The sequence below is a fragment of the Streptomyces sp. NPDC002734 genome (assembly GCF_040295685.1).
Classification (GTDB): Bacteria; Actinomycetota; Actinomycetes; order Streptomycetales; family Streptomycetaceae; genus Streptomyces.
The window spans coordinates 44,379-56,662 of the sequence record NZ_JBEOVU010000044.1; the positions used below are offsets into that span (position 1 = coordinate 44,379).

Here is a 12,284-nt window from a genome sequence, read left to right on the forward strand (position 1 = left end):
CCGCGCGGGCCGGCTGCGGCACGGCGGCTCCGGCGGCGCCGGGGAGATCCTTGTCACGGCCCCGGCGAGGCCGCCGGAGGTGGCAGGATCCCCGCCATGCGCGACACCGAGCGGACGAGCGTACCGGACGAAACGGCACAGGCCTGGCGGCGGCTGGTGGCCGCCGCCCGCCGCACCGCCGAGGAGGGCCTGGTGGTCGGCACCTCGGGCAACCTCTCGGTGCGCGTCGGCGACACGGTGCTGGTCACCCCCTCCGGGGTGCCCTACGACCGCCTGGGGCCCGGCGACGTGCTCGGCGTGGACCTCGACGGGCGCCGGGTGCTGGGGCGTGCCGAGCCGACCAGCGAGCTGCCGCTGCACCTCGCCGTGTACCGCGCCACCGGCGCCGGGGCCGTGGTGCACACCCACGCGGTGCACGCCACGGCCGTCTCCACGCTGGTCGACGAACTGCCGCCGGTCCACTACATGACGGCCGCGCTCGGCGGCCCGGTCCAGGTCGCCCGCTACGCGACCTACGGCACCGAGGAGCTCGCCGCGGCCGCCGTGGACGCGCTGCGGGACCGCACGGCCTGCCTGCTGCGCAATCACGGCACGGTGGCCTGCGGCGACGACCTCGACCAGGCGTACGACCGCACCGCCCAGCTGGAGTGGATGTGCCGCCTGTGGCTGCTCGCCTCCTCCGTCCCGGGCCGCTCCCCCTCCCTCCTGACACCCGCACAGCTCACGGAGACAGCGGAGCGTCTGCGCCACTACGGGCGGCCCGCCGAGGGCTGACAGCGCCGGAACGGGGCACACGTGCGTGCGAGGAAGCCCGACGCGGCTTGCGGTGGCGAGGTCTGGGGAGCTCCGTGAAACTGGTCAGGTGCGCACTGTGAACATCAAGGCCGCTACAGCTGTCACGGCGGTCGCCGGAGCGGCGGCGGCCGTGGCCGCCGGACGGCTGGCGGGAGACGCCGCGCTCAAGACGCCACCGGACCGCCCGCTGCCCACGGAGCCCCATCTCACCGTGCACGCCGTCGGCGAGGACTGGATCAGCCTCACCCGCGACCTGGCGGCCCTGCGCCCGGGGTACTACGGGCTCATCGGCAAGGACGGCGGGGCCGGCGGTGCGCACGCCGTGGTCGGCCCGGTCCGCGAGGACGTCGCGCACGCGGCGGACGCGGTCGTCCGCGGCCTGCGGAGCGTGCAGCGGGGCTCCTTCCGCGCCGGCGACCGCGTGTGGCTCACGCCGTCGCTGCGCGTCGGCAACCCGGTGACCGCCCTGGATCTGACCTACGCGGACGTGGAGGTCCCCGGCGAGCTGGGCATGCTGCCCGCCTGGTTCATGCCGGGGCAGCGCTCCACCTGGGTGATCGCCGCCCACGGCCTGGGCTCCACCCGTGAACAGGTGCTCAACCTGCTCCCCTTCTTCCACGACCAGTCCTTCGCGGTGCTCGCCCTGGCCCACCGCGGCGACCCGGACGCCCCGCGCTCCCCCGACCGCCGGTTCCACTTCGGCGAGACCGAATGGCGCGACCTGGACGCCGCGATCCGCTACGCCGTCCGTTTCGGCGCGCGCCGGGTGGTCCTGCTGGGCTGGTCCGCCGGCGCGACCATGGCGCTGCGCGCGGCCCAGCGCTCACCTCTGCGGAGCCGGATCGCCGGGCTGGTGCTGGACTCGCCGGTGCTGGACTGGGAGGCGACGGCGCGCACCCTGGCCTCCGCCCGCGGGGTGCCCCGCGCCCTGCTGCCGCTGGCGGTGCGCGCGGCCCGCGGCAGGCTGCAGGCCCACGAGGACCCCGCCTGGGACGCCCCCGAACCGCTGCGGACGCCCACGCTGATCCTGCACGGGCCCGGCGACGAGGTGGCCGACTGGGAGCTGTCCCGCACCCTCGCCGACCGCCTGCCGCAGCTGGTGACGCTGCGGACCTTCCGCGACGCGCCGCACGCGGCGATGTGGAACAGCGATCCGAACCGGTACGAAGAGGCCGTGCGCCGCTTCCTCACGCCCTTCATGTGACGCCCCGGTCGGCCTTCGGAGGCACCCTTCCGAAGGCCGACCGGACGTTCCGTTTGGGTTTTCGGTCCCCCAACCGAGAGACTGCCCCCGTGACGTCCCGTAACCCGCGCGACTCCAGGCTTCGACTCGTCCGTACCCGACCCCTGGCCGCCGCCCCCCGAGTGACGGACCAGCGGCGTGCCCCGAGGCCGGCGCCCCGGCCACCCGAGGGGACGCCGCCCCGCTCCGCGCTGGCCGCCATGGCGCGCGCCCGGCTGACCGGCCCGGTCCGTGTGGCCCGCTGGGCCGACGCGGCGCTGGGCCCCGGCACCGAGGGCGGCACCCCCGACGGCAAGGGCACGCTCTCCGACCCGACCGCCGCCCGCGCCGCCCGGGAGCTCGGGCTGAGCGTCGAGCGGGTCCGTTCCGACTGGGACATCGCCCGGCTGGCCGGACTGGTCGAGGTGCACGGCGCCGACGCCCGCCCCGGGTGGCGGCTGCGCGCCTGGGACCGTGACGACAGCGCCGTGCTGCGCGGCTGGGTCGCCCTCTTCGACGCCTGGTCGCTGGCCTGCCCCGAGCCCGACGACCTGGAGCACTCCGCGGTGTCCGACACCGTCTCGGCGATGCCGCAGGTGCTCTCCTTCCTCCAGCTGTCGGCCGGACCGGTGCCGGTGGAGCAGCTCCTGGACCTGCTCGGGCAGCGGGTCACCGAGCTGCGCACCGAGCGCTGCGAGGTCCCCTACACGGCGACAGCGGACGCCCATCCCTCCGAGCCGCCCACCGAGCCGACGGCCTCGCCGCCGCTGCCCGGGGAGCGGACGGTCCCCCGGCCGGTGACGGCGGGCGAGTTCGCCCCGCTGCTGGACTGGGCGCTGGGCGCGCTGGCCGGCGTGGGCGCCCTGGAGCTGGAGGACGAGGGTCCGGCCCGGCAGGCCACGCTGACCCCGCTGGGCAGCTGGGCGGTCTGGGTCAAGCTCGAGCAGATCTGCGTGGCCGCCCAGAGCCCGGCGGGCAACATCGAGCAGGCCGCCGAGGACATGCTGCGCGGCTGCGCCCGGCTGCGGCCCAACGCCGCCCGCGCCGAGTACCAGGCGTGGCTGGCGGCCCGTCCGGTGGGCAGCGCGGTCGCCGAGCTGCTGACCGCCGCCCGCGGCGAGGACGCCCTGCTGCGCGGCCTGGCCTTCGACGCGCTGCGGGTCGTCGGCGCCCCCGCCGAGGCGGAGGTCCGCGCCGCGGCCGCCGAGGCGGTGCTGCGGCCCTACGCGCTGCTGTGGCTCGCCGTGCACGAGGGCGCCGACGCCGAGGACGCCCACGAGGTGCTCACCCGGGAGGAGGCCACCTGGCTGTGGGTCGACACCGCGGCGGCGGTGGCCGACCACGGCGAGGGCCCGATGCTGGTGCGCCACCTGGAGTCGGCGATGCAGCCGACCGTGCCGCAGCTGCTGGAGGAGGTCCGCGCCGTCGGCCACCCGCGCACCGTGCAGGTGCTGGTGGCTCTGGCCGCGGCCCACCCGGACCCGGCGCTGGCCAGGGCCGTGCGCCGGGCGGCCTTCCAGGTGCACACCGGGGGCGGCTGACCGCCGTCCGCCGCGGCCCCGGGCAGCCGGGCGGGAAGCCACGCGCGGTCGGCTCAGGCGGGCGTCGGCTCAGGCGGGCGTCCCGGGGGCGTACGTGCCGAAGCTCCACACGTTGCCCTCGAGGTCCCTGGCCATGTAGTCCCGTGAGCCGTAGTCCTGGTCGGCCGGCGCCGTGAGGATCTCCACGCCGTGCTCCACGGCGCGGGCGTGGTGGGCGTCGACGTCCTCGACGACCACGTAGACCCCGGCCGGACCGGCGTCCCGCATGGCCCGGGCGAAGACTCCGCCGTTGTCCTTGGAGCCGAGCATCACCACCCCGCCGCCCTGGGCGAGCTCGGCGTGCGCCACCGTGCCGCCCTCGCCCTCGTACAGGGCGAGCTGCCGGAAGCCCAGGGCCTCGGTCAGCTGCCGGACCGCCGCCCTGGCGTCCGCGTAGAGCAGCGTCGGGCACAGACCGGACGGCCCGCCTCGTGAGTCGGCCATCGCCACCACCTGCCTCGGATGTCGGTTTTGTGTGACCTGTTGCACAGTCTGGCACCCGGGTCCGACAACGCACGCCGGGAAATCTGCTTGCATCCGCCCGTTAGACTTTTCGGCATGGCCTTTCTCCTCGCGCATTAGACGGCGGTACGCCTCCGCGAAGACCGTCCGCCCTTTCTCACGCCCTGGAGTCTGTCCGTGATCACCGCCACCGGTATCGAACTGCGTGCCGGAGCCCGCGTTCTCATCGAGTCCGCCAGCTTCCGCGTCGCCAAGGGCGACCGCATCGGCCTGGTCGGCCGCAACGGCGCCGGCAAGACCACCCTCACCAAGGTCCTGGCCGGCGAGGGCATCCCCGCCGCCGGCAGCGTGACCCGCTCCGGCGAGGTCGGCTACCTCCCGCAGGACCCCCGTACCGGTGACCTCGACGTGCTCGCCCGCGACCGTGTCCTGTCCGCCCGCGGGCTCGACGTGCTGCTGCGCAAGATGCGCGAGAACGAGGAGCGCATCGCCAGCGGCAAGGGCTCCACGCGCGAGAAGGCGATGAAGCAGTACGAGCGCCAGGAGACCGAGTTCCTCACCAAGGGCGGCTACGCCGCCGAGGCCGAGGCCGCCACCATCGCCGCCGCCCTCAATCTGCCCGACCGGGTGCTCGGCCAGCCGCTGCACACCCTGTCCGGCGGTCAGCGCCGTCGTATCGAGCTGGCCCGCATCCTCTTCTCGGACGCCGACACCCTGCTGCTCGACGAGCCGACCAACCACCTCGACGCGGACTCGATCGTCTGGCTGCGCGACTACCTGAAGAGCTACCGCGGCGGCTTCGTCGTGATCTCCCACGACGTCGAGCTGGTCGAGACGGTCGTCAACAAGGTCTTCTACCTGGACGCCAACCGGGCCGCCATCGACGTCTACAACATGGGCTGGAAGCTCTACCAGCAGCAGCGCGAGGCGGACGAGAAGCGCCGCAGGCGCGAGCGCCAGAACGCCGAGAAGAAGGCCGCGGCGCTCAACGCCCAGGCCGACAAGATGCGCGCCAAGGCCACCAAGACGGTCGCCGCGCAGAACATGGCCCGTCGTGCCGAGCGGCTGCTCTCCGGCCTCGAGGACGCCCGCCAGTCCGACAAGGTCGCCAAGCTGCGCTTCCCGGAGCCGGCGCCCTGCGGCAGGACTCCGCTGATGGCCGAGGAGCTGTCCAAGTCCTACGGCTCGCTGGAGATCTTCACCGACGTCGACCTGGCCATCGACAAGGGCTCACGCGTCGTCATCCTGGGCCTCAACGGCGCGGGCAAGACCACCCTGCTGCGCATGCTGGCCGGGGTGGAGCAGCCCGACACCGGCCGGATCGTCCCCGGGCACGGCCTGAAGGTCGGCTACTACGCCCAGGAGCACGAGACGCTGGACCCGGAGCGCTCGGTGCTGGAGAACATGCGCTCGGCGGCGCCCGACCTGGACCTGGTCGAGGTCCGCAAGGTGCTCGGCTCGTTCCTGTTCTCCGGCGACGACGTCGACAAGCCGGCCGGCGTCCTCTCCGGCGGCGAGAAGACCCGTCTCGCCCTGGCGACGCTGGTCGTCTCCTCGGCCAACGTGCTGCTGCTGGACGAGCCCACCAACAACCTCGACCCGGCCAGCCGCGAGGAGATCCTCGGGGCGCTGCGCACCTACAAGGGCGCGGTGGTCCTGGTGACCCACGACGAGGGCGCGGTGGAGGCGCTCCAGCCGGAGCGGATCATCCTGCTCCCGGACGGCATCGAGGACCTCTGGGGCGCCTCGTACGCCGACCTGGTGGCGCTCGCCTGACCCGTATTGGATCATTCGGACGATCCCCGCTCCATCATCTGTGTGAGAACTCCTGGTACCCAGGTGTGTCATGCATGGATTTTCGGCCGGGCTCCCCTCTTCGGGGAGCCCGGCCGCTTTGCGCCCATGACCTGCTGATTCGTCCGGAATACCGCTCAGCTGTGCGGGTACCGGTCGACAGAATGACGCATTCCGATTGTGCGCACACGCTCCTGTCGTCAAAAGCCGGTCGCACGGACCTTGCCGAATGGGTGGCCAGGACGGCGGGGAGGGGTGATCATGAGAGGACCAGAGCGCACTTCCCATGAGGAGGCACGGGTGGCCGAGACTCTGAAGAAGGGCAGCCGGGTTACCGGCGCCGCGCGCGACAAGCTCGCGGCAGACCTGAAGAAGAAGTACGACTCCGGTGCGAGCATCCGGGCGCTGGCCGAAGAGACCGGCCGCTCGTATGGCTTCGTGCACCGGATGCTCAGCGAGTCGGGTGTCACGCTCCGTGGGCGTGGCGGGGCGACGCGTGGCAAGAAGGCGCAGTCGGCCTGAGGCCGGGCAGCCGTCGGCTCCGATGAACGGCGGCCACCCGGTCGGTCCACCGACCGACCGGGTGGTTACTGTGCAGTCACTTACCGGCGCGTCCCACGGGGACGCGTCGGCCGACCGCACCCATTCGGAGGCGTCATGACTTCGCTCGACCCTGTCCTCGACAAGGACGGAGTCCGGCTCGTCGTCGACGGTGAGACCGCGACGGTGACCTTGACCAACCCGGCCCGGCGCAACGCGCAGAGCCCTGCCCTGTGGCGGGCCCTCGCGGAGGCCGGCCGTGCGCTCCCGGGCGACGTCCGGGTGGTCGTGCTGCGCGGTGAGGGCAAGTCCTTCTCCGCGGGGCTCGACCGCCAGGCGTTCACGCCCGAGGGCTTCCCCGGCGAGCCGTCCTTCCTGGACATGGCCCGCGGCGGCGACGCCGAGATGGACGCGATCATCGCCGGGTACCAGGAGGCGTTCACCTGGTGGCGCCGCAGTGACATCGTCACCGTCGCGGCCGTGCAGGGGCACGCCATCGGCGCCGGCTTCCAGCTCGCTCTCGCCTGCGACCTGCGGGTCGTCGCGGACGACGTGCAGTTCGCCATGCGCGAGACCAGCCTGGGCCTGGTGCCCGACCTCACCGGCACGCAGCCGTTGGTGGCGCTCGTGGGATACGCCCGTGCGCTGGAGATCTGCGCCACCGGACGGTTCGTGACGGCCCAGGAGGCGGTCTCCAGCGGTCTGGCCAACCTCGCGGTCGACCGCGAGCAGCTGGACGACACGGTGCGTGATCTCGTGGCCGCGCTGCTGGCCGCGCCGCGGGACGCGGTGATCGAGACGAAGGCGCTGCTGCAGGGGGCGGCGGGCCGCACCTTCGACGAGCAGCGGGCGGCGGAGCGGGCCGCGCAGGGCCGGCGTCTGCGGGACCTCGCGGGGGTCGGGGAGTAACTCCCCCTCCCCGGCACCGCCTTCGGCCGGGGCTCCGTGCACGGGGCCCCGGCCTTCACGCTCGGCTCACGCCACCACGTGGCCGTCGAGGACGACACGCCGGGGTGCGGCGAGGGCGGCGACGTCCTGGCGGGGGTCGGCGTCGTAGACGACCAGGTCGGCGGGGGCGCCCTCCTCGATGCCGGGCCGGCCGAGCCAGGACCGCGCGGTCCACGAGGCGGCCCCGACCGCGTCGGCGGCCGGGATGCCCGCCCGCACCAGCTCGGCGACCTCCTGTGCGACCAGCCCGTGCGGCAGCGATCCTCCGGCGTCGGTGCCCACGAACACCGGCACGCCGGCGTCCCACGCGGAGCGCACCGTCTCGTACCGCCGCTCGTGCAGCCGCCGCATGTGGGCGGACCAGCGCGGGAACTTCTCCTCCCCGCCCGCCGCCAGCTTCGGGAAGGTGGCGATGTTGACCAGGGTCGGGACGATGGCCACGCCCCGTTCCGCGAAGAGCGGGATGGTCTCCTCGGTGAGCCCGGTGGCGTGCTCGACGCAGTCGATGCCCGCCTCGACCAGGTCCCGCAGCGAGTTCTCGGCGAAGCAGTGCGCGGTGACCCGCGCGCCCAGCCGGTGGGCCTCGGCGATCGCGGCCTCGACGGCCCCGCGGGGCCAGCAGGGCGCGAGGTCGCCCTCGCCGCGGTCTATCCAGTCGCCGACCAGCTTCACCCAGCCGTCGCCGCGCCGCGCCTCCTGGGCGACGTACGCGACCAGGTCCTCCGGCTCGATCTCCCAGGCGAAGTCACGGATGTAGCGTCGGGTGCGGGCGATGTGCCGCCCGGCCCGGATGATCTTCGGCAAGTCCTCGCGCTCGTCGGTCCACCGGGTGTCGGCGGGCGATCCGGCGTCCCGCAGCAGCAGCGCACCGGCCTCCCGTTCGGTCAGCGCCTGCTTCTCCGCGACGTCGTCCGGCACCGCGCCGTGGGCACCGAGTCCGACGTGGCAGTGGGCGTCGACCAGCCCGGGCAGGACCCAGCCCTCGACCGTGCGGACGTCCCGGGCCCCGGCCGGGCGGTCGAGGCTGATCCGCCCGCCGACCACCCAGATCTCGTCGCGGACCTCCTCGGGCCCGACCAGCACCCTCCCCTTCACCCGCAGCACCGCGTGATCGCTCATGCACCGCACCCTAGATCCCCCGGTCCCGCTCCGTCATGAGGGGCGGCACAGGCGCGGGTTGGCGAGGTCCGCGCAGGGGCGCTGACCGTACTCGCGGATCACGTCCTGGCCGACCTCCTGGGTGATGTACCGCAGGAACCCGGCGGTCAGGGAGTCGGCCGCCGGCTGCCCGTAGGTGTACGCGTACTCCGTCGCCCAGAACGGGTAGACGCCGCGGTCGGCGGCGTCCAGCTCGGCCGGGTGGCCGCCGATGCGGACCAGGTGGAGGCGGTCCGCCTCGGCGGCGGCCGCGTGGGCCTCCGCGTAGCCGAGGGCGCCCGGGACGGCGGCGACGGTGTCCAGGACCTCCGAGGTGGAGCCGCGTTCGCAGCGCAGCGTGGGGTTGTCGGGGCGGGCGACCCGCCGGCGGCAGTCCTGGGAGGTGACGTTGGGCTCGGTGGCGCCGTCGAGGAGACGTTCCTCCAGGGCACGCCGGCTGCCGGAGCTGGAGTAGCGGCCGACCAGGGCGATCGGCAGGTCGTTGCCGCCGACGTCCTTCCAGTTGCGGTACCGGCCCGCGTAGACGCGCCGGATCTGCGCCGGCGTCAGGTCCTGGACCCCGGCGTCCTCGCTGACGACCAGGGTGAGGAGGGAGAACGACACGGGGCGGGGCAGCAGCTGCGGGTGCCCCTCGCTCTTCGGCCCGTCGGAGAAGGCGAGCATCGCCGGGCCCTCCTCGCCGGCGCGGCGTCCCGCCTCGTCGAGGGCGCGGACGCCCTCCTGGCTGCCGGTCGCCCGGACGTCGATCTCCACCTCGCCGGGGACGCCGGCGCAGGCCCGCAGGTAGCTCTCGGCGGCCTTCTCCACCACGGGACGGAACGCGGTGGAGCCGACCACGGTGAGCTTGCCGGAGGCGCAGTCCACGGCGGCGGAGTCCTCGCCGGACACGTAGTACAGCGCGACGATCAGCGAGGCCATCACGGTGATCAGCGCGACCACGCCCCGGGACACGCCCGAGCGGTACCGGGTGCGGATGACCCGGCCGCCCTTGATCCGGCTCTCCATCACCGCGTCGGACGCGTCGCCGTCCCGGTCGGGCGCGGCGTCCGGGTCGAGTTCGTCGAGTAGGACGAGCACCTTGTAGTGCTCGTTGCGGTTGAGCGGCACCCGGGGCAGCCGCAGCACGTCGGGCTCGGCCCGCTCCGGGTCCCGGTTGAGCTCGGGTACGGCGTTGGTGGGCGAGCTGGGGCCGCGCCGCGCGGGGTCGAAGGCGCGCACGACCCGGCGGCGCGGGAAGCGGACGGACAGCCCCACCGGGTCGGTCTCCATGTAGTCGTCGACGTCGACGGGGACCGAGCCGTTGTTCTCGATCCGGATCAGGACCAGGGAGGGGTGCCGCGCGCCGGCGAACTCGCCGCCGAACGCCCGGGTGTCCATTTGGATGCGGTAGCCGAGCCGCCTCCTGCCGATGAAGAAGAACTCGTACACGCCGGCCACCGCCGGTATGACGACACCGAGCACGGTGAGGGCGATCTCCCAGGGGAACGTGTCCATGGTGGGGACAACGTACGGTCGGCTCCCGGCCCCGGGGAGGCCGTGGGCGGCGGCGGACAGAGAGTTCACCGGCTGTTGCCGGGCCGTTCTCCGCGGGTGTCCGCGGCCGTCCCGAGGGCGGCCGGAACCGGGCCGTCCGCTGCCCCGCCCGGGCACCGGTTACCCTCAGGGCGCATCGGCCTTTCCCGCGTCGGCCCTTCCCGCATCGGCCCGCGCGCGGCATACGTGCCAGTCCCCCGCAGTTCCTGAGCGAAGAGAGCACCACCGTGACCCACCCCTTCCTGGACCTGGCGCCGCTCAGCGCCGCCCGTTTCGCCGACGTCGCGGACCGGGTGGCGCGGCTGCTCGGCACCCGCAACGACGTCGTCATCACCCAGGGCGAGGCGCTGCTGCCGCTGGAGGGCGCGATTCGCGGCTGCGCGGGTCCGGGGACGGTGGCGCTGAACGTCGTCACCGGTCCCTACGGGCAGACCTTCGGCGACTGGCTGCGCGACTGCGGCGCGACGGTGCACGACCTGGCGGTGCCCTTCCACACCGCGGTGACCGCGGGGCAGATCCGCGAGGCGCTGGCCGAGCACCCGGAGATCGACTTCGTCTCGCTGGTGCACGCCGAGGCGGCCACCGGCAACACCAACCCGGTCGGGGAGATCGGCGAGGTGGTCCGGGAGCACGGCGCGCTGCTGTACCTGGACGCGGTGGCCTCCGTGGGCGCGGAGCCGGTGCTGACCGACGCGTGGGGCGTCGACCTGTGCGTGATCGGCGCGCAGAAGGCGCTGGGCGGCCCGGCGGGCGTCTCCGCGGTGTCGGTGAGCGAGCGGGCCTGGGCGCGGATGGCCGCCAACCCGAAGGCGCCCCGCCATTCCTACCTGTCGCTGCTGGACTGGAAGGAGCGGTGGATCGACCGCGGCCGCACCGCGCTGCTGCACGCCCCGGCGCAGCTGGAGATGCTGGCGCTGGAGGCCTGCGTGGAGCGGGTCGAGGGCGAGGGCCTGGAGGCGCTGATGGCCCGCCACGCGTCGGCCGCCGCGGCGACCCGGGCCGGCGCGGTGGCGCTGGGCGGCGGGCTGGAGCCGTACGTCCACGACGCGCGGGACGCCGCGCCGGTGGCGACCACGCTGCGCACCCCGGCCGGGGTGGTGGCCTCCGAGCTGGTCGCGCGGGCGCTGGCGGCCGACCCCGCGCTGCCGCTGGCGGCGGGGGGCGGCGCGCTCGCCTCCGAGATGATCCGGGTCAACCACTACGGGCGGGACGCCACGCCGGGCGCCGTCCAGGGCAGCCTGGCCGCGCTGGGCGCGGCGCTGGCGGAGCGGGGCGCCGATGTGGACCTCGCGGGCGCGCTGCGGGCAGCCGCGAGCGCCTGGAAGTAGGCCCGGGACCGCGAAGTCCGGCCGCCGGGAATGCGGCGGCCGGGCGAACGGTTTCCGCACGGAGAACTGCCCCCTGCTTGATGGAGTGCCCCCGTGCGTGTGGAGATCTGGTCGGACATCGCGTGCCCCTGGTGTTATGTCGGGAAGGCCCGTTTCGAGAAGGCGCTGGCCGCCTTCGCGCACCGTGACGACGTCGAGGTCGTGCACCGGTCGTTCGAGCTGGATCCCGGGCGCGCCAAGGGGGACGTGGAGCCGGTCCTCGGGCTGCTGGCCAAGAAGTACGGGATGACCGAGGAGCAGGCGGCGGCCGGCGAGGCGAACCTGGCGGCGCAGGCGGCCGGGGAGGGCCTGCCGTACCGGTCCGAGGGCCGTGACCACGGCGGCACCTTCGACCTGCACCGGCTGCTGCAGCTGGCGAAGGAGCGGGGCCGCCAGAGCGAGCTGCTGGACCTCTTCTACCGGGCCAACTTCGCCGAGGAGCGTTCGGTCTTCGGCGACGCCGACGAGTACCTGGTCGAGCTGGCGGTGCGGGCCGGCCTGGCGGAGGACGAGGTGCGCGAGGTGCTGGGCGACCCGTCCGCGTACGCCCCCGAGGTGCGGGCCGACGAGCAGGAGGCGGCCGAACTGGGCGTCTCCGGCGTGCCGTTCTTCGTCATCGACCGCCGGTACGGGGTCTCCGGCGCGCAGCCGGTGGAGCTGTTCTCCCAGGCCCTCACCCAGGCCTGGGGCGAGCGGTCGCCGCTGACGGTGCTCTCCGACGGGGACGCCTGCGGACCCGACGGCTGCGAGGTCCCGCAGCGGTGACGGACGGGCGTGCGCCGTCCCCCTGGTGACGGCGCATCGGCCGCCAGCCGCGCCGTCAGCTCCATGCAGCGCTCGGGGTTCAGCGTGGCGAGCAGCGCGCCGGAGACCTCGTTCAGCACG

General features: G+C 74.3%; 11 protein-coding genes. 8 read left to right on the forward strand and 3 right to left on the reverse strand.

The features are described from left to right. Positions 1–96: 96 nt before the first annotated feature. The 3 genes from ABT026_RS29130 to ABT026_RS29140 all read left to right on the forward strand — a co-directional run bounded on the left by ABT026_RS29130 (position 97) and on the right by ABT026_RS29140 (position 3,558). On the forward strand, positions 97–774 hold the full coding sequence (locus ABT026_RS29130; protein WP_351118169.1) for a class II aldolase/adducin family protein: 678 nt from the start codon (positions 97–99) through the stop codon (positions 772–774). Positions 775–862: 88 nt separating this feature from the next. Then, on the forward strand, positions 863–1,999 hold the full coding sequence (locus ABT026_RS29135) for an alpha/beta hydrolase (RefSeq protein WP_351118170.1): 1,137 nt from the start codon (positions 863–865) through the stop codon (positions 1,997–1,999). An 89-nt stretch (positions 2,000–2,088) separates the two neighbouring features. Then, entirely contained in the window at positions 2,089–3,558 is a 1,470-nt protein-coding gene (locus ABT026_RS29140; RefSeq protein ID WP_351118171.1) for a hypothetical protein, read from the forward strand. Between the two features lie 69 nt (positions 3,559–3,627). Here the strand turns inward: ABT026_RS29140 and ABT026_RS29145 are convergent, their stop codons facing one another. Continuing rightward, positions 3,628–4,041: a VOC family protein gene (locus ABT026_RS29145; RefSeq protein ID WP_351118172.1), complete on the reverse strand. Its 414-nt coding sequence runs from the start codon at positions 4,039–4,041 to the stop codon at positions 3,628–3,630. Positions 4,042–4,236: 195 nt separating this feature from the next. Between ABT026_RS29145 and ABT026_RS29150 the strand changes: the two genes are divergently transcribed. The 3 genes from ABT026_RS29150 to ABT026_RS29160 all read left to right on the forward strand — a co-directional run bounded on the left by ABT026_RS29150 (position 4,237) and on the right by ABT026_RS29160 (position 7,302). Then, positions 4,237–5,835, forward strand: a complete 1,599-nt coding sequence (locus tag ABT026_RS29150) for an ABC-F family ATP-binding cassette domain-containing protein (RefSeq protein ID WP_351118173.1) — start codon at positions 4,237–4,239, stop codon at positions 5,833–5,835. 318 nt (positions 5,836–6,153) lie between these two features. Continuing rightward, the gene (locus tag ABT026_RS29155) at positions 6,154–6,375 is read left to right on the forward strand and encodes a helix-turn-helix domain-containing protein (protein ID WP_030578326.1); all 222 of its coding nucleotides are present in this window, start codon (positions 6,154–6,156) and stop codon (positions 6,373–6,375) included. A gap of 135 nt (positions 6,376–6,510) precedes the next feature. Then, complete coding sequence (locus ABT026_RS29160) at positions 6,511–7,302, forward strand: enoyl-CoA hydratase/isomerase family protein (protein WP_351118174.1); 792 nt, start codon at positions 6,511–6,513, stop codon at positions 7,300–7,302. A gap of 66 nt (positions 7,303–7,368) precedes the next feature. On the opposite strand, the gene ABT026_RS29165 is transcribed toward ABT026_RS29160, so the two are convergent. Continuing rightward, complete coding sequence (locus tag ABT026_RS29165; RefSeq protein WP_351118175.1) at positions 7,369–8,460, reverse strand: amidohydrolase family protein; 1,092 nt, start codon at positions 8,458–8,460, stop codon at positions 7,369–7,371. A 33-nt stretch (positions 8,461–8,493) separates the two neighbouring features. Further along, entirely contained in the window at positions 8,494–9,993 is a 1,500-nt protein-coding gene (locus tag ABT026_RS29170; RefSeq protein ID WP_351118176.1) for a PstS family phosphate ABC transporter substrate-binding protein, read from the reverse strand. Between the two features lie 266 nt (positions 9,994–10,259). On the opposite strand from ABT026_RS29170, the gene ABT026_RS29175 reads away from it, so the two are divergent. Next, positions 10,260–11,360 carry a pyridoxal-phosphate-dependent aminotransferase family protein gene (locus tag ABT026_RS29175; RefSeq protein WP_351118177.1) on the forward strand — a complete coding sequence of 367 codons (1,101 nt, stop codon included), beginning with the start codon at positions 10,260–10,262 and terminating at the stop codon, positions 11,358–11,360. A gap of 93 nt (positions 11,361–11,453) precedes the next feature. After that, positions 11,454–12,164 (forward strand): DsbA family oxidoreductase, encoded by a 711-nt coding sequence (locus ABT026_RS29180; protein ID WP_351118178.1) that lies wholly within the window; start codon positions 11,454–11,456, stop codon positions 12,162–12,164. The last annotated feature ends 120 nt before the right edge of the window (positions 12,165–12,284 follow it).

What these genes read in the sequence shown, in the direction of transcription:
- ABT026_RS29165 (WP_351118175.1), bottom strand. Translation starts at nt 8,460, where the DNA reads ATGAGCGATCACGCGGTGCTGCGGGTGAAGGGGAGGGTGCTGGTCGGG.
- ABT026_RS29145 (WP_351118172.1), bottom strand. Translation starts at nt 4,041, where the DNA reads ATGGCCGACTCACGAGGCGGGCCGTCCGGTCTGTGCCCGACGCTGCTC.
- ABT026_RS29170 (WP_351118176.1), bottom strand. Translation starts at nt 9,993, where the DNA reads ATGGACACGTTCCCCTGGGAGATCGCCCTCACCGTGCTCGGTGTCGTC.
- ABT026_RS29160 (WP_351118174.1), top strand. Translation starts at nt 6,511, where the DNA reads ATGACTTCGCTCGACCCTGTCCTCGACAAGGACGGAGTCCGGCTCGTC.
- ABT026_RS29130 (WP_351118169.1), top strand. Translation starts at nt 97, where the DNA reads ATGCGCGACACCGAGCGGACGAGCGTACCGGACGAAACGGCACAGGCC.